The sequence below is a fragment of the Winogradskyella sp. 266wxhm genome (genome assembly GCF_058964685.1).
The window spans coordinates 2,157,314-2,173,804 of sequence record NZ_CM179559.1 but is presented as its reverse complement, the minus strand read 5'-3'; the positions used below and the strand labels follow the sequence as shown (position 1 = coordinate 2,173,804).

The following is a 16,491-nucleotide window of genomic DNA, read 5'->3' as shown; positions in this document are numbered from 1 at the left end:
AAAATTAAACCTTTATACACGAAAAGCCTCATTTAAAATGAGGCTTTTTTATTTCCATAAACCACCAAACCTAAACCGTTATATTTTCGTATATTTTATACTATGAAAAATCTAATACTACTTATTACTAGCTACATCGCTATTCTATTTTCTTGTTCCAGAAATGATGATTATCAATACAGTTATAATAATCCTAATAATAATGACCCAATTACTGAGACTAATGATAGTATATCCATTTTAAGTTTAGGTGATAGCTACACTATTGGAGAAAGTGTTTGTAGCACATGTAGATTTCCTGAACAATTAAAAGATACTTTGATAAATTCTCTTGATTCTGATACTTTTGATTTAAACGTTATAGCACAAACAGGTTGGACAACTACTAACCTTATTGATGCTATAAACACAGAGAACCTCAAACATAATTATGATTTAGTAACACTACTTATTGGTGTAAATAATCAATATCAACATAAGGATTTTTCACTATATGAATCCGAATTTCCACAACTAGTTCAAATGGCAATTAATGCTGTAAATGGAGATAAAGACAAACTTATTGTTGTGTCAATTCCTGATTATGCCTATACCCCTTTTGGACAACAGAGCTCATCTTATGAGACGATATCTACTGAGATAGACCAGTACAATACTTATGCTGAAAACTATTGTAATACTGAAGGTATAACTTATGTTTATATTACAGACATTACAAGACTTGGTTTAGAACAACCAGAACTGGTAGCATCGGATGGCTTACATCCTTCAGAATTAGCTTATTCAAAATTTGTAGAGCGCATAATACCTTATGCTTTCGAAAAACTTGACTAATACTTTAGAAAACAGAAAAATTAACTCTCAGGTGCCAACTCCACTTCTAAACCTTCTAACTCTGGTGTAATTGGAATTTGACAACCTAGTCTAGAGTTTTCCTTTACATAAAATGCTTCAGAAAGCATAGCCTCTTCATCATCTTGCATTTCAGGTAACTCGGTATCACTAAGCACATAGCATTGACACGATGCACACATAGCCATACCACCACAAACACCTATTGTACCTTCTGGAGCTAGCTCGTAAGATCTTACAACTTCCATAAGATTCATTGCCATATCGGTTGGTGCTTGAATTTCGTGCTTCTCACCGTCACGATCTATAATTGTAATATTAATATCCTGATCCATGTTTAAATGCAGTGCAATAATTAAGAGTTAATCAATAGCTTTAACAACCGCTTTTGGCGCTTCTTTACGGGTTCCATCAAAACCATCTACTCCACTTACAGTTGTATATTTTAAAACATAACGTTTCCCTGGATTAATGATTTGATAAGCCGCCTGACACATTAGAGTCGCTTCGTGGAAACCACATAATATTAGTTTTAATTTTCCTGGATAAGTATTAACATCACCTATGGCAAAAATACCTGGAATATTAGTTTGGTAGTCTAATGCATTATTCACTTTAATCGCATTTTTCTCAATCTCAAGTCCCCAATTTGCAATTGGTCCTAACTTAGGAGATAATCCAAAAAGCGGAATAAAATGATCACACTCTTTCTGAAAAACTTTAGTTTCTTGCTTTACAGTAACGCTTTCAATTTTACCATCACCTTCTAAGCCGACAACTTCAGCAGGAGTTATTAAATTGATTTTTCCAGCAGATTTTAGCTCCTGTACTTTTTCAACAGAATCTAAGTGACCTCTAAATTCATTTCTTCTATGAATTAATGTCACTTCAGAAGCCACATCGCTTAGAAATATGCTCCAGTCTAAAGCTGAGTCTCCTCCACCTGCTACAACCACACGTTTATCACGATACATTTCAGGGTTCTTAATCATGTATTCAACTCCCTTATCTTCGTAGTCTGCGATATTATCAATAATTGGTTTACGAGGCTCAAAACTTCCCAAACCACCCGCAATAGCTACTACAGGAGCTTTATGTTTTGTCCCTTTGTTTGTGGTAACAATAAACGAACCGTCTTCTTGTTTTTCAATAGTTTCAGCACGTTCACCCAAGGTAAAACCTGGCTCAAACTGTTTACCTTGTTCTAGCAGCTTTTCAGTAAGATCACCAGCTAAGATTTCTGGGTAAGCAGGAATATCATAAATAGGTTTTTTAGGATATATCTCGGAACATTGTCCGCCTGGTTGAGGAAGTGCATCGATAAGATGACATTTTAATTTTAAAAGGCCGGCTTCAAAAACAGTAAAGAGTCCTGTTGGTCCAGCACCAATTATAAGTATATCTGTTGTAATCATTTATATAGACTTTGAGACAAATCTACTAATGCTTTGGTATAGAGAATGTGACAAATGTCACATTTCTTATTCAACATTAATAACCTGTTCTATTTGAGGAGCGTATTTTTTAATCGTCATTTCAACACCAGACTTTAAAGTCATCTGGTTTACTGAGCAAGAGGTACATGCTCCTGTAAGTTGCACCTTAACTAATTTACCATCATCAATAGATAATAAGTTAATATCACCACCATCGCTCTGTAAAAAAGGACGAATTTCATCCAATGCTTTTTCTACATTATTTTTAAGTTCTTCTGAGCTCATCTATTTTTTATTTACAGCAGAACAACCTGCCATTGTTGTAATTTTTATTGCTTCTGTTGCAGGTAGGTTTTCATTTCTATCAACAACTTCCTGAACCACATTTTTGGTTATTTCTTCAAAAGCTTCTTCAATTGGTGTAGCTGTTTGCATTGCCGCTGGTCTACCTATATCACCAGCTTCTCTTATACTTTGAACTAGTGGAATTTCACCTAAGAAAGGCACATTTAAATCTTCAGCTAAATGCTTAGCCCCTTCTTTACCGAAAATATAATATTTGTTCTCAGGCAATTCAGCAGGAGTAAAATAAGCCATATTTTCTATAATACCTAAAACTGGCACATTGATACTATCTTGTTGAAACATCGCTACACCTTTCTTAGCATCTGCTAAAGCAACATTCTGTGGAGTACTAACTACTACAGAACCTGTTATTGGTAAAGCTTGCATAATGCTTAAATGAATATCACCTGTTCCTGGAGGTAAATCGAGTAGAAGAAAATCTAACTCTTCCCAAGCAGCATCAAAAATCATTTGATTTAATGCTTTTGAAGCCATAGGACCTCTCCATATTACCGCTTGATCTGGTTTTGTAAAAAATCCAATGGATAAGATTTTTACTCCGTAACTTTCAATAGGTTTCATTTTAGATTTACCGTCGATATTTACAGATAATGGTCTTTCATTAGCCACATCGAACATAATAGGAATTGAAGGCCCATAAATATCAGCATCTAAAACACCTATTTTAAAACCCATCTTGGCTAAGGTCACTGCTAAATTTGCTGTTACAGTAGACTTACCAACACCACCTTTACCAGAGGCTACCGCAATTATATTTTGGATACCAGGAATTGGAGCTCCCTTTATCTCGTTTGTTTTAGGCTTGGCTGGTGCCTCAACCTTCACATTGACTTTTATCTTAGCTTTTTCATAAACTTCTTTATGAATCGTTTGCAAGATTTCAACTTCAGTTTTCTTCTTAGCCTGAAGACTTGGGTTTTTTATGGTTATATCTACAATAACTTCATCTCCAAAAGTTACTACATTAGTTACAGCACCACTGTCTACCATATTTTCTCCTTCACCTGGAGCAGTTATAGTTTTTAAGGCCTCGAGTATATCTTTCTTGTTAAGCTTCACGTTTTTATCTAGATTTAATCTAAATGCAAAGATATACATTAATCAAAGAAGAATAAAGCAAGTCGTTAGAAGTTATTTATGCTTTGATTGATGGAATAAATAGCTTGTAATTCTTGCCTTGAATTTTAAAAAAAGTAAAGAAATAAATCATCAAGATTCTGAAACAATTCTTCACCTAGCTCAGTGCGACAGTTAAGAATGACAATTTATAGTTCCTTTGAAGGATCCCAAAACAAAGCTTCAAAATTTTGAATTTGATTGTCCATAACTTTTACATCTTCATTTTCTAATAATTGTTGCATAAGGTTAGTACCTCCAAAATGATGTTTGCCAGTTAACAGTCCTTTTCTATTTACCACACGATGCGCAGGCACATCTTTTCCTGTAGAACCGTTCATAGCATAACCAACAATTCTAGCACTTTTGGCTGCTCCTAAATATTTGGCAATAGCACCATAACTCGTCACCCTACCATAAGGTATGAGCTTAGCAACTTCATATACTTTTTCAAAAAAACCAAGTGTTTCTGGTTTCATTAAAGCTCCTTTAAAATATTAATTAGAGTGACCAAAGCAACAATTCCGGTTATGATACCGATACTGTAATTCATACTTTTTTGCGAAGTGATTTTCTTGTCTTTTATCTTATCGAAAAAGAAAATATAAAAGTATAGCATTACAAAAGTTCCCATTGATGCACCAGTAACATAGGTTACTATACTTGTTTTTTCAAAATTCATCCAACCAAAAGACGATAAGGTTATTGTCATGTATGCTTGGTAAGGAATAGGAAAAACATTAAGTGCTGATAACAACATGCCGTGAAGCAACCTACCGTGCTTACTCCTTACTTCCTTATCAATTTTTTTCTCTCCCTGTTTAGATGCTAAGACTAAAAAATAAATGGTTATTAGGACGAAAATTACAAATGCTACACGCTGTAATATTTCAACAATATCTGGTCTATTTGATAAATACCTAGCAAAAATCGCAGCAATATATGTTTGAATAAATACAATTATTGAAACGCCTGTAGAGAACATTATACCTCTACCAGCACCTTCTTTTAGGCTTATTCTCGCAGCTGTCATATTTAGCAAACCTGGCGGAATGACACCGATTAGTGCTACGAATAGCCCTAAAAAGAAAACGACCGTAATACTCAAAGCTTAGTTGATTTTGAATCTAATATACGTAATTGCTTTGTCTTTTTCTAAATATTGGTTTTCGTAGAAGGTTTGAATTTCGGTAACCTCCTCTGGACTGCCTTCCAATTTGTAGACATTGTGATTAGCATATAAAACCTCATGACCTAAACCATGAAGCAAACCTAAAGTATAACCATGCATAAACTCGCTATCGGTTTTTAAGTGCATCAAACCGTCTGGTTTTAGTACTTTTTTATAACGCTCTAAAAACTGCGTGTTTGTCATTCTATGTTTGGTACGCTTATATTTTATTTGAGGATCTGGGAAAGTAATCCAAATTTCATCAACTTCATTTTCATCAAACACATATTCTATAAGTTCTATTTGTGTTCTTACAAAAGCGGCATTGGCAATATTTTCTTCAACGGCCGTTTTAGCTCCTCTCCAAAAGCGTGCTCCTTTGATATCAATACCTATAAAGTTTTTTTCGGGATAACGTTTTGCCAAACCAACCGTATATTCACCTTTTCCACAACCTAATTCTAGAACTAAAGGGTTTTCATTTTTAAAAACCTCTTGTCTCCATTTGCCTTTTAAACTATAGTTTCCACTAATCAATTCGTCTCGTTTTGGCTGAAACACATTGTCAAAAGTTTCGTTTTCTTTAAAACGCTTTAGTTTGTTTTTGCTTCCCACTGTTGTATTCTGTTTGAATGGTATTATTAATAATTCGGTAAAATTAAGGAAACATTTTAGGTTTATCTTTGTTTTCTTATTTAACTCTTGAATAAAAATACACTGGAACGAGTTCAGCAGAAAAAAAGGATATTGGTAGCGCCTTTGAATTGGGGTTTGGGACATTCTACAAGATGCATTCCAATTATAAACGCACTAATCGCTCATGGTTTTGAGCCAATAATTGCTAGTGATGGTTTAGCACTTGAATTACTAAAGAAAGAATTCCCAGATTTAAAGGCTATTGAATTACCTTCTTACAACATTACCTATTCAAAAAAGGCAAATAGTTTTAAGTTAAAACTTATAAAAGATTCACCTCATCTTTTGAAAACCATAAAAAAGGAGAAAAGTGCTATTGAATCTATTATAGAAGATGAAAACATTTCTGGGATTATTTCAGATAATCGATTTGGTGTAAGACACAAGTCCGTTCCTTCTGTATTCATTACACATCAATTACGCGTTTTAAGTGGTAGCACAACATGGTTGAGCAGTAAACTGCATCAAAAAATAATTTCAAAATTCGATGAATGTTGGGTTCCAGATCATATTGGCACCAATAATTTAAGTGGAGATTTGGGACATATTGAAGGTTCTACTTCTTTTATAAAATATCTTGGACCTTTAACACGATTCAAAAAGTTGGATTTAGAGCCTAAATACGATGTTTTTGCATTGTTATCTGGCCCAGAACCACAACGTACGTTTTTAGAAATTAAGTTATTAAAGGAGCTTGAAAATTATAGAGGTAAGGTCCTTTTTGTAAAAGGGCAGATAGAAGCTGAGCAGAAAATAGAAGTTAAAAATCATATTACTATCTACAATTTTATGACCAGTAAGGAACTTGAAATTGCATTAAATGAAAGTAAGATGATTTTAAGCCGCTCTGGTTACACAACAATTATGGATTTAGCAAAACTAGAAAAGAAAGCTTTTTTCATCCCTACACCCGGACAATTTGAGCAAGAATATTTAGCTAAAAAACTGCATAAGGAAAACGTTATTCCTTGTTGTAAGCAAGATGATTTCAAAATTGAAATACTAGAAACTTCGAAAGATTTTTCAGGATTTAAAAATGAAGAATATCAAGTAAATTACAGTAAGTTATTCTGCCTTTTCCAAAGTAAAGGAGAACTCACTACCAACGCCTAGTTCGCTTTCTACATAGATTTTTTCTTCATGAGCTTCAATAATGTGTTTCACTATTGAAAGTCCAAGACCAGAGCCGCCTTCTTTGCGAGAACCGCTTTTATCAACACGGTAAAAACGCTCAAATAAACGTGGTAAATTTTCTTTTGCTATACCTTCACCGTTATCCGTAACTCTGATAATGGCTTTATTCTTTATAAGATTCTCTATACTTACTTCAGTTGTACCTTTTTCTCTACCGTATTTTATGGAATTCACCACAAGATTTATTAAAACCTGCTGTATGCGTTCTTTATCACCAAAGACCATAATAGGCTGGTTATAATCCATATCAAATGTCAAAGTGATTTTTTTCTTGGATGCTTTCATTTCAAACAAATCAAAAACACCACTCACAACTTCAACGATATCAAAACTTTCTTTTTTCAGGCTGAGATCACCAACTTCGAGTTTGGTAATCATATCTAAATCTCTAATGATATATATAAGACGTTCTACACCTTTACTGGCTCTGGATAAGTATTTTTTTCTAAGCTTTTCATCTTCCATAGCACCATCTAAAAGTGTAAGGATATAACCTTGTACCGTAAACAGAGGTGTTTTAAGCTCATGAGATACATTACCCATAAATTCCTTTCTATACTCCTCTCTAACTTTTAGGGTTTCTATTTCTAGCTTTTTATCTTTTGCATACTTATCAATCTCCTTAGTTAAGGTACCCATATCTGTTGTAATAGGCTGCCTCCTTAAGCTAGTAGATTCTAACAACGTTAAATCATCGTATATTTTTTTTACACGCCTATAAATAAACCTTTCTACCCTATATTGAATAATCAGAAAGGATAACGGATAACAAATTAAAGCGTAAAATATAATGTGCCAGCTTAAATCGTGATATTGATATAAAAAAACACCCACAAGGAGTGTTGAAAACATCGTAATGTAAAACGATGTTCTTATGGCAAACTTATAAGTCTTTTTTAGATTTCTATTACGCATTAGTCTACAAACTTGTAACCAACGCCTTTTACGGTTTTAAAGGATTTATCACCTATCTTTTCTCTAAGTTTTCGGATATGCACATCGATTGTTCTTCCTCCGACAACAACTTCATTTCCCCAGACTTTATCTAAGATTTCTTCGCGCTTAAACACTTTACCAGGCTTGGTTGCCAACAAAGATAATAATTCAAACTCTTTTCTAGGCAAAGTAATCTCTTCACCATTATTAGTAATCTTATATTCCTCCTTATAAATAATTAAATCACCTATTTTCACAACAGCATCTGTTGCGCTTTCGGTATCCTTAAGTCTTCTAAGCAATGCTTTTACTTTACTTACTAAAACTTTTGGCTTAATAGGTTTTGCAATATAATCGTCTGCACCAGCATCAAAACCAGCGACTTGAGAATAGTCTTCACCTCTTGCCGTTAAGAAAGTAATGATAGTGTCACTTAATTCGGACTGCTCTCTTATGCGTTCACAAGCTTCAATACCATCCATTTCTGGCATCATAACATCTAAAATAATAAGATGTGGTTTATGCTTTTTGGCTTTTTCAACAGCTTCTATGCCATTTTCACCAGTTATAACTTGATAACCTTCCGCAGATAAGTTATAGCCAACGATTTCTAAAATATCTGGCTCATCGTCAACCAGCAGAATTTTGATATCCTTTTTTTTCACTGTTAAGGTAATTTTAAGGTTGCGTAAAGATAAAATTTAAATAGTTCATTGGTATAGTGATTGCAATTGATAACAATTCGCTAACATTAATTTCTAAGATACTGTAAATTACTATAGTCTACAAACAAAGATGTTAACTAATTGTAAAGAAGAAACTTATTAACATTTTCATTTCTCCATAGTCAGTATTTGTTAGTATATTTACAGTCTAATTTTTTAAAAATCGATTATGAAAAAAATTTACTTTTTATTTTTTACTTTAATTAGCTTAGTCTCTTTTGGTCAAAACCTTGCTGCTAATGGTGGTTTTGAGTCTTGGACAGCTGGTGTACCTGATTTATGGACAACTATTGATTTCAGCACAGCGGATCTAACCGAAAACACTAATGCTACTTTTATTTCTGAAGGTACAAGTTCAGCTAGCGTAAATGTGCTAACACAAACTCAAGGTGATACAGACATGAGACAAACCGTATCACTAACAGGAGGTGTAACTTATACTATGAGTTTAGATGTTTATGCAACAAATAATGAAGCTAGAGCTAGAATTTTTAATGGTAATGGCTTTAGTCCTGCTGTTTATTCTGATGAAACCCTATTAAATCAATGGCAAACTCTATCTTTCGAGTACACACCTGCTAGTGATGAAGATTTTGAATTTGGTATCCGTTTTTATGATCTTTCTTCTAATTGGGTTAGTGCATCATTGTTCTACATTGATAATTTACAAATAGTTGCAGCAGTAGAGCCGAGTATTGCAGTAACTTCACCAGCAGATGGTAGCACGATACCTTCAAGTGATGTAGATATAGAAATTAGTGTTCAAAACTTTAATGTTGCTAGTGGTGGCTCTGGTGATGGATATATTGTTTATTCTGTTGATGGTGGTGCTTCTATAGATAAGTTTGATAGCGCACCTATAAGTCTATCTAGCCTTGTAGATGGTTCTCACACTGTAGAATTAGAATTAGTTGATAACGGTGGAGCATCCTTAACCAATCCTGCGACAGCATCTGTAAGCTTTGATGTTACAACGATTACGCAAGTTGCTAACATTACTGCTCTTAGAGCAGGTACTCTTGGTGAATTTTATGAATTGACTGGTGAAGCTATAATTTCTTATATTGTAACTGAAGGCACAAGAAATCAAAAGTATATCCAAGATGTAGATGCAGGAATCTTAATTGATGATACTGCTGGTACATTGAGTACTTCTTTTAATATCGGTGATGGTATCACAGGATTACAAGGTCAACTAACTGAGTATGCTGGAACACTTCAATTTGTACCTAGCGTAAATGTTGCAAGTGCTTCTTCTACTGGTAACAGTTTAACTCCAATATCTATTAGTGCAGCTGAACTAATTACAAATGGAGAGACGTATGAAAGTAGATTAATTACTCTAAATAACGTAACTTTTCAAGATTCTGGTGTTTTTGCAGATAACACAAACTACAATGTTGCTGACGGAACAGACGTAACTATTTGTAGAGTTGCTTTTGGTGATGAAGATCTGATAGGCGAAACAATACCTACAAATCCTGTAAACATAACTGGTTTAGGTGGTCAGTTTAATGCTGATTATCAGATTTTCCCAAGATATGCTAGTGATATTATAGATCCTCTTAGTCTTGATAATGTTAACTCTAACGCTTTTAGTCTTTATCCAAACCCAACTAATACTGGTTCTGTAAATATTACTTCTAACAATACTGGTGATATGTTGGTAGAAGTTTATGATATATTAGGTAAGCGTGTTAAAAACCAAACTTTAACAAACAACACTTTAAATCTATCTAGCTTAAAGTCTGGTATTTACATTGTAAAAATCACTCAGAATAATGCTTCTGTAACTAAGAAATTAGTAATTAAATAAGCATAATTCTTAACTTATAAAAAGCGTTGCTTGAAATTTTCGAGCAACGCTTTTTTATTTTCTATACTTTTGCAGCATGATTAGCAATACTGAAATTTTTAATATAAAAACATCCCAAGAGTTTGAAGAATTAGCTCTTAAAACATTCATATTTCAGTTTGAAAACAATTCGGTCTATCGCTCATTTTGCGACTTGCTTTACAAGAATCCATCAGACATAACTTCAATTAAAGACATACCTTTCTTACCGATTCAATTTTTTAAATCTCACGAGGTTTTAAGTTCTAAAAGTGGAATTGAAAAAACATTTGCCAGTTCTGGAACAACAGGAAGTATAACGAGCAAACACTTTGTTAACGATATTAATTTATATGAAGAAAGTTTCAGAAAAGGGTTTCATCATTTTTACGGTAATATTGAAGACTATGTGGTTTTAGCATTATTACCTTCTTATTTAGAGCGTGATGGTTCTTCATTGATTTACATGGTGGACGATCTCATTAAAAAATCTAAACATCCTGAAAGTGGTTTTTATTTAAATAATCTTGGTGAATTAGCAACAACATTAAACCGTTTAGAAAACAAAAAACAAAAAACTTTACTTATAGGTGTATCCTTTGCTTTACTAGATTTAGTTGAAGAATTTCAGTTAAATCTAAACCACACTATAGTTATGGAAACAGGAGGTATGAAAGGCAGACGAAAAGAAATTATAAGACAAGAACTACACGAAATCTTGAAATCTGGTTTTAGCATTGACAGCATTCATAGCGAGTATGGCATGACGGAATTATTAAGTCAAGCTTATTCTAAAGGCAATGGTGTTTTTGAATGTCCGCCATGGATGAAAATATTAACCAGAGATACTGAAGATGCACTCTCTATACAACAGCCCAATCAAACTGGAGGTATCAATATTATAGACCTCGCCAATCTCAATTCTTGCGCTTTTATTGCCACTCAAGACTTAGGTAAAGTCTATAAAAATGAGGCTTTTGAAATCATCGGTCGTTTTGACAACTCTGACATTAGAGGATGTAATTTAATGGCTTTGTAAGGTTATCAACTTTATTACGACTAAATAATCGCTAAGGAAAAGAAAGATTTTTCATTAGTTGATTGATTGGTTAGAAGTGCCCGAAATTTCTTTCGGGCACTACTTTTTATACCACCTTAAGAATAAAATCTGTTTTCTTTCCTCTACTTAAAATAATGTATCGGTCGTTTATTAAGTCTTCTGAAGTTAATTTATAATCTTCTTTTACTTTTTCTTTATTAACGGAAATAGCGTTTTCTTTTAAAGCACGTCTGGCTTCACCATTAGAACTCAAGAAATTTGTTTTAGCCGCTAAAGCTCCAATCATATCAATACCTTCATCGAACTCTGCTTTAGAAATTTCAGCTTGTTTTACACCTTCAAAAACATCTAGAAACAAATTCTCGTTTAATTGTTTAATGTCGTTTTTAAAATCTTTACTAAACAAAATTTGAGATGCTTTTACAGCATTTTCGTATTCACCTCTATTATGAACAAATGTTGTTACTTCTTCTGCCAAACGCTTTTGCAATGTTCTACGTCCAGGGTTTTCATTATGCTCAGCAATCAAATTTTCAATAGTTTCTTTATCTAAGAATGTGAAAATTTTGATATACTTTTCAGCATCTTCGTCAGTACTATTTAACCAAAATTGGTAGAATTTGTAAACACTTGTCTTCTCAGCATCTAACCAAACATTTCCACCTTCACTTTTACCAAATTTAGAACCATCTGCTTTTGTAATTAACGGACAAGTCATAGCGTAAGCTTTTGCGGTATCATCACCAACATTCATACGTCTTACAAGCTCAGTTCCAGTTGTAATATTTCCCCATTGATCGCTACCTCCCATTTGTAGTTTGCAACCCATATTTTTGTGCAAATGATAGAAATCGTAACCTTGAATTAACTGGTAAGTAAACTCAGTAAAACTCATCCCTACACTACCTTCATCACCACTCAAACGCTTTTTTACAGAATCTTTAGCCATCATGTAGTTCACCGTAATTCGCTTACCAACATCACGAGCAAAATCTATAAAACTAAAATTCTTCATCCAGTCATAGTTATTCACTAAAACAGGTGCGTTTTCTTTAGTAGAATTAAAATCTAAAAAGCGAGACAGCACATTTTTAATACCTGCAACATTATGATTTAACGTAGTTTCATCCAACAAATTACGCTCGTCACTTTTACCTGAAGGATCCCCAATCATACCTGTTGCTCCACCTACTAAAGCTATAGGTTTGTGACCTGCTTTTTCTAAATGAACCAATAAAATAATCGGTACCAAACTACCTATATGCAACGAATCTGAAGTCGGATCGAAACCAATATAAGCGGTTGTCATTTCCTTATCTAATTGCTCTTCTGTACCTGGCATGATATTGTGTACCATTCCTCTCCAACGTAATTCTTCAACAAATTTATTAGCCATTTTTATGTCGTTTCAATTTAATTTCCAGCAAAGATATGTTTCCACATTAAAAGACAAAAGACAATTTTAAAAAAGCGTAAATTCGCAGTATGATTTTAGTTACAGGAGGAACAGGATTGGTTGGCTCTCATTTACTTTTTAAACTCGTAAATGAAGGTAATACTGTACGAGCAATTTATAGAAGAAAAGAAACTTTGAATCGCACAAAGCATGTCTTTTCATACTATTCTGATAATGCTGAAAGCCTATTTGAGTCGATTGAATGGATTGAGGCCGATTTAAATAACATTCCTCAACTTCAAGATGCTTTTGATGGTATTTCTAAAGTTTACCACTGTGCTGCTTTTGTATCCTTTGAACCTGATAGGTATAAAACCTTAAGAAGAATAAATATTAATGGTACTGCCAATATAGTAAACTTAGCTATTAGCAATAATGTTGAAAAACTCTGCTATGTTAGCTCTATTGCTGCAGTTGGTCATCACAATAATTCTGATAAATTAATTGACGAAAAGACGGCTTGGAACCCAGAAGATGACAATAGTGTTTATGCTATTACAAAATATGGTGCCGAATTAGAAGTATGGCGTGGTACACAAGAAGGTCTTGACGCTGTAATTGTAAATCCTGGAATTATTTTAGGTGCTGGTTTTTGGAATACTGGTGGAAGCGGAAGTTTATTCAAGAAAGTATATAATGGCATAGCCTATTACACTCACGGAACTACTGGATATGTTGATGTATTTGATGTCGTTGATATTATGCACCAATTGATGGAAAGTGATATAAAGAATGAGAAGTTCATTCTGATTTCAGAAAATCTAAGTTTTAAAGAGTTTCTTTCTAAAACAGCAAAAGCCCTGAATGTAAAACCTCCTACAAAAGAAGCTAAACCATGGTTGCTTAATATGGCATGGAGGTTAGATTGGTTAAGTTTTAAACTTTTTGGAAAACGAAGACAATTAGCTAAACAAACTGCTAAATCTGCTATAAGCGTAACTAAATACGACAATACTAAAGTAAAGAAAGCCTTAAACTATAATTTTAAAGGCATAGATAAAACTATCTCTCAGGTCTCTCAATTGTTTTCTGAAGACTTTTCTTAAGAATCAAAGTATCTTCTTTAATGGGCTTTAATACTTTACTTTTAATCTTGCTGTTTACTTCTGTGATAGAGTCTCTACGCTCCTTTGCCTCTTCATTTTCCCTATCACGAATCTCTTCATACTTTTTCTTATCTGCTTCCAATTTGGTTTTAACCTTCTCTACAATAGATTTGTAAACATCGGTATCATAAGAATAGTAATTATTGCTATTAGCAAATTGTGTACTATCAATATTATGCCTTGTAAGAATATAAGTTTCTGGAACAACACCTTCCTTCTCTAAAAGCTTCCGATTAACACCTTTAGCTGCATTGATAATATACATATCGTACAAAATATCGGACATTTTATCCTTTGAAATTAAGTCTTTTGGTTTTTCTGGTTTTTGCAAACCATCACAACCCAAGATTAGCAAAGAAATTGTTATGACAAATATTTTTCTGAGCATATTACCTATTAAAAGTTAATCTTTGACCAGCCTTAACACCTAAAACTTTGAAGTTTTCATATACCAACTTCCCATTGACAAAAGTGTGGGTTATCCTGCTTTTAAAAGTATTTCCTTCAAAAGGAGACCATCCACATTTGTATAAAATGTTACTTTTATTTACTGTCCATGGACTATTGATATCTGCAATAACCAAATCTGCATAATAGCCTTCCTTAATATAACCTCGCTTTTCTACATCAAAGAGTATTGCTGGATTATGACACGCTTTTTCGACAATTTTCTCAATAGGAATTTTACCTTGATGATGCGCTTCTAAAAGCGCTACTAAAGCATGTTGAACCAAAGGTCCACCAGAAGGAGCACTTGTATAAGGATTATTTTTTTCCTCTAATGTATGTGGCGCATGATCTGTTGCTATAACATCTATTCTATTATCCAATAAAGCTTTCCATAATTGTTCTCTATCCTTGGCCGTTTTTACAGCTGGATTCCACTTAATATGACTTCCTTTTTTGGCATAATCCTCATCAGAAAACCAAAGATGGTGAATACAAACCTCTGCAGTAATCTTTTTATCTTTTAACGGTACCTTATTAGAAAATAGACTTGTTTCCTTTCCTGTAGATAAATGGAAAACGTGTAATCTTGCTCCTGTTTTCTTAGCCAATTCTATAGCCTTTGAAGATGATATATAACACGCTTCTTCATTGCGTATTATAGGATGCATTTCCATAGGAATATCATCACCATATTGCGCCTTATATTTTGCTAAATTCTCTCTTATTGTAGCTTCATCTTCGCAATGCACAGAGATTACCATATCAGTACTAGAAAATATTTTTTCTAATACTTCTGGGTTGTCCACCAACATATTTCCTGTCGACGAGCCCAAAAACAACTTTAAACCAGCTACAGATTTCTTATCTACTTTTAAGATTTCATCCAAGTTATCATTGGTACCACCAAACATAAAAGAGTAGTTTGCATATGCAGTATCAGCAGCAATAGCAAACTTTTCTTCTAACTTTTCAATAGTTGTCGTTTGTGGATTGGTATTTGGCATTTCTATAAAAGACGTTATACCACCAGCAATAGCTGCTTTAGATTCTGTCTCTATAGTTGCTTTATGTGTTAAGCCAGGTTCTCTAAAATGTACTTGGTCATCAATCATGCCTGGTAAAACATAGTTACCTTCAACATCAATAACTTTTACATCTGCAGACTTTACACTAATAGATGTATCTATTTCTTTTATAATATCGTCTTCAATAAGAATATCACCTTCAACAATCTTTCCTTCGTTGACGATTTTAGCATTTTTTATGAGGGTATTTTGCTTCATAATCTTATGATTTCGCAAACAAACTTTTTAATTTTAAACTAATTACACCAAAAATAGCTTCATATATGATACTTCCGCTCATTTTTGATTTTCCTTTGGTTCTATCCTTAAAGATAACAGGTATTTCCACAATTTTAAAACCTTTTTTGTAAGCTTTAAATTTCATTTCTATCTGAAACGCATAACCTACAAATTTTATTCTATCAAGGTTAATTTTCTCTAAAACAGCTCTTTTATAACAAATAAAACCGGCTGTAGAATCTTTCACTTTCATTCCTGTAATGGACCTAACATATCTTGAAGCTCCGTAGGATAGTAAAATTCTAGACAACGGCCAATTCACTACCGTAATGCCTTTAACATATCTAGAACCTACTGCAACATCTGCGTTTTCGGTTGCACAAGCACTGTACAAGCGTTCTAAATCATCTGGATTATGTGAAAAATCAGCATCCATTTCAAAAATGTAATTATAAGATCTTTCTAAAGACCATTTAAAACCTGAAATATAGGCCGAACCTAATCCACTTTTTTCTTTACGCTTTAGCAAGAATAACCGATCCTTATAGTCACTTTGTAATTCTAGAACCTTATCACCAGTTTTATCTGGCGAATTATCATCTACCACCAAAACATCAAAGTCTTTTGATTGTGAAAATACCGCCTTTAGGATTGATTCTATATTTTCAATCTCATTATAAGTTGGTATAATTACAATAGCATCCGACATCAGCTAGCTGTTAAAAACTATAAGTTAGTAGGGTAAACAATTAAGCAAAAGTAAAGTTTTTGGCATATTGTGATAAGCTT

Annotated in this window: 18 protein-coding genes; 5 read left to right on the top strand and 13 right to left on the bottom strand. The window is 33.4% G+C overall.

All coding sequences use genetic code 11. The features are described 5' to 3' along the window. Positions 1-102: 102 nt before the first annotated feature. The gene (locus tag AC2H4K_RS09580; RefSeq protein WP_281139118.1) at positions 103-834 is read left to right on the top strand and encodes an SGNH/GDSL hydrolase family protein; all 732 of its coding nucleotides are present in this window, start codon (positions 103-105) and stop codon (positions 832-834) included. A gap of 20 nt (positions 835-854) precedes the next feature. On the opposite strand, the gene AC2H4K_RS09575 is transcribed toward AC2H4K_RS09580, so the two are convergent. From AC2H4K_RS09575 to trmB, 7 genes are all read right to left on the bottom strand, one after another. Then, positions 855-1,187: a 2Fe-2S iron-sulfur cluster-binding family protein gene (locus AC2H4K_RS09575; RefSeq protein ID WP_281139119.1), complete on the bottom strand. Its 333-nt coding sequence runs from the start codon at positions 1,185-1,187 to the stop codon at positions 855-857. A 27-nt stretch (positions 1,188-1,214) separates the two neighbouring features. Beyond that, positions 1,215-2,267, bottom strand: a complete 1,053-nt coding sequence (locus AC2H4K_RS09570) for an NAD(P)/FAD-dependent oxidoreductase (RefSeq protein WP_281139120.1) — start codon at positions 2,265-2,267, stop codon at positions 1,215-1,217. A 66-nt stretch (positions 2,268-2,333) separates the two neighbouring features. After that, positions 2,334-2,573 carry a NifU family protein gene (locus AC2H4K_RS09565; RefSeq protein WP_281139121.1) on the bottom strand — a complete coding sequence of 80 codons (240 nt, stop codon included), beginning with the start codon at positions 2,571-2,573 and terminating at the stop codon, positions 2,334-2,336. Beyond that, entirely contained in the window at positions 2,574-3,713 is a 1,140-nt protein-coding gene (locus tag AC2H4K_RS09560) for an Mrp/NBP35 family ATP-binding protein (RefSeq protein WP_281139122.1), read from the bottom strand. It lies immediately after the preceding gene. 206 nt (positions 3,714-3,919) lie between these two features. Beyond that, positions 3,920-4,249, bottom strand: coding sequence for an MGMT family protein (locus AC2H4K_RS09555; protein WP_281139123.1), 330 nt, complete (start codon positions 4,247-4,249; stop codon positions 3,920-3,922). Beyond that, complete coding sequence (locus AC2H4K_RS09550; protein ID WP_281139124.1) at positions 4,249-4,878, bottom strand: LysE family transporter; 630 nt, start codon at positions 4,876-4,878, stop codon at positions 4,249-4,251. Before AC2H4K_RS09550 ends, AC2H4K_RS09555 begins: the two co-directional genes overlap by 1 nt. A gap of 3 nt (positions 4,879-4,881) precedes the next feature. Next, entirely contained in the window at positions 4,882-5,556 is a 675-nt protein-coding gene (gene trmB, locus AC2H4K_RS09545) for a tRNA (guanosine(46)-N7)-methyltransferase TrmB (RefSeq protein ID WP_281139125.1), read from the bottom strand. An 87-nt stretch (positions 5,557-5,643) separates the two neighbouring features. Here trmB and AC2H4K_RS09540 point away from each other — a divergent pair, with 87 nt between their 5' ends. Next, complete coding sequence (locus AC2H4K_RS09540) at positions 5,644-6,750, top strand: glycosyltransferase (RefSeq protein ID WP_281139126.1); 1,107 nt, start codon at positions 5,644-5,646, stop codon at positions 6,748-6,750. Here the strand turns inward: AC2H4K_RS09540 and AC2H4K_RS09535 are convergent. Then, positions 6,703-7,746 carry a sensor histidine kinase gene (locus AC2H4K_RS09535; protein ID WP_281139127.1) on the bottom strand — a complete coding sequence of 348 codons (1,044 nt, stop codon included), beginning with the start codon at positions 7,744-7,746 and terminating at the stop codon, positions 6,703-6,705. The genes AC2H4K_RS09540 and AC2H4K_RS09535 overlap by 48 nt on opposite strands. Then, positions 7,746-8,432 carry a response regulator transcription factor gene (locus AC2H4K_RS09530; protein ID WP_281139128.1) on the bottom strand — a complete coding sequence of 229 codons (687 nt, stop codon included), beginning with the start codon at positions 8,430-8,432 and terminating at the stop codon, positions 7,746-7,748. The genes AC2H4K_RS09535 and AC2H4K_RS09530 overlap by 1 nt, the downstream gene beginning before the upstream one ends. 229 nt (positions 8,433-8,661) lie before the next feature. On the opposite strand from AC2H4K_RS09530, the gene AC2H4K_RS09525 reads away from it, so the two are divergent. Beyond that, positions 8,662-10,308, top strand: coding sequence for a T9SS type A sorting domain-containing protein (locus AC2H4K_RS09525; protein ID WP_281139129.1), 1,647 nt, complete (start codon positions 8,662-8,664; stop codon positions 10,306-10,308). 76 nt (positions 10,309-10,384) lie between these two features. Beyond that, the gene (locus tag AC2H4K_RS09520) at positions 10,385-11,365 is read left to right on the top strand and encodes a LuxE/PaaK family acyltransferase (RefSeq protein WP_281139130.1); all 981 of its coding nucleotides are present in this window, start codon (positions 10,385-10,387) and stop codon (positions 11,363-11,365) included. Between the two features lie 106 nt (positions 11,366-11,471). Here the strand turns inward: AC2H4K_RS09520 and tyrS are convergent, their stop codons facing one another. Next, the gene (tyrS, locus tag AC2H4K_RS09515) at positions 11,472-12,782 is read right to left on the bottom strand and encodes a tyrosine--tRNA ligase (protein ID WP_281139131.1); all 1,311 of its coding nucleotides are present in this window, start codon (positions 12,780-12,782) and stop codon (positions 11,472-11,474) included. Between the two features lie 89 nt (positions 12,783-12,871). Between tyrS and AC2H4K_RS09510 the strand changes: the two genes are divergently transcribed. After that, complete coding sequence (locus tag AC2H4K_RS09510) at positions 12,872-13,888, top strand: NAD-dependent epimerase/dehydratase family protein (RefSeq protein ID WP_281139132.1); 1,017 nt, start codon at positions 12,872-12,874, stop codon at positions 13,886-13,888. On the opposite strand, the gene AC2H4K_RS09505 is transcribed toward AC2H4K_RS09510, so the two are convergent. Genes AC2H4K_RS09505 through AC2H4K_RS09495 form a run of 3 tightly spaced genes read right to left on the bottom strand, consistent with a single transcriptional unit; the run spans position 13,845 to position 16,411 of the window. Beyond that, a complete protein-coding gene (locus tag AC2H4K_RS09505) occupies positions 13,845-14,336 on the bottom strand; it encodes a DUF4296 domain-containing protein (protein ID WP_281139133.1) in 492 nt (163 codons plus the stop codon). The genes AC2H4K_RS09510 and AC2H4K_RS09505 overlap by 44 nt on opposite strands. Before the next feature lies 1 nt (position 14,337). Beyond that, positions 14,338-15,681 (bottom strand): dihydroorotase, encoded by a 1,344-nt coding sequence (locus AC2H4K_RS09500; RefSeq protein WP_281139134.1) that lies wholly within the window; start codon positions 15,679-15,681, stop codon positions 14,338-14,340. 4 nt (positions 15,682-15,685) lie between these two features. Beyond that, the gene (locus AC2H4K_RS09495) at positions 15,686-16,411 is read right to left on the bottom strand and encodes a polyprenol monophosphomannose synthase (RefSeq protein WP_281139135.1); all 726 of its coding nucleotides are present in this window, start codon (positions 16,409-16,411) and stop codon (positions 15,686-15,688) included. Positions 16,412-16,491: the final 80 nt, after the last annotated feature.

Bases quoted from the DNA above. Each gene is read 5' to 3' on its own strand.
- AC2H4K_RS09580 (WP_281139118.1), top strand. From the start codon at position 103: ATGAAAAATCTAATACTACTTATTACTAGCTACATCGCTATTCTATTT.
- AC2H4K_RS09575 (WP_281139119.1), bottom strand. From the start codon at position 1,187: ATGGATCAGGATATTAATATTACAATTATAGATCGTGACGGTGAGAAG.
- AC2H4K_RS09570 (WP_281139120.1), bottom strand. From the start codon at position 2,267: ATGATTACAACAGATATACTTATAATTGGTGCTGGACCAACAGGACTC.
- AC2H4K_RS09565 (WP_281139121.1), bottom strand. From the start codon at position 2,573: ATGAGCTCAGAAGAACTTAAAAATAATGTAGAAAAAGCATTGGATGAA.
- AC2H4K_RS09555 (WP_281139123.1), bottom strand. From the start codon at position 4,249: ATGAAACCAGAAACACTTGGTTTTTTTGAAAAAGTATATGAAGTTGCT.
- AC2H4K_RS09535 (WP_281139127.1), bottom strand. From the start codon at position 7,746: ATGCGTAATAGAAATCTAAAAAAGACTTATAAGTTTGCCATAAGAACA.
- AC2H4K_RS09525 (WP_281139129.1), top strand. From the start codon at position 8,662: ATGAAAAAAATTTACTTTTTATTTTTTACTTTAATTAGCTTAGTCTCT.
- AC2H4K_RS09520 (WP_281139130.1), top strand. From the start codon at position 10,385: ATGATTAGCAATACTGAAATTTTTAATATAAAAACATCCCAAGAGTTT.
- tyrS (WP_281139131.1), bottom strand. From the start codon at position 12,782: ATGGCTAATAAATTTGTTGAAGAATTACGTTGGAGAGGAATGGTACAC.
- AC2H4K_RS09510 (WP_281139132.1), top strand. From the start codon at position 12,872: ATGATTTTAGTTACAGGAGGAACAGGATTGGTTGGCTCTCATTTACTT.
- AC2H4K_RS09505 (WP_281139133.1), bottom strand. From the start codon at position 14,336: ATGCTCAGAAAAATATTTGTCATAACAATTTCTTTGCTAATCTTGGGT.
- AC2H4K_RS09500 (WP_281139134.1), bottom strand. From the start codon at position 15,681: ATGAAGCAAAATACCCTCATAAAAAATGCTAAAATCGTCAACGAAGGA.
- AC2H4K_RS09495 (WP_281139135.1), bottom strand. From the start codon at position 16,411: ATGTCGGATGCTATTGTAATTATACCAACTTATAATGAGATTGAAAAT.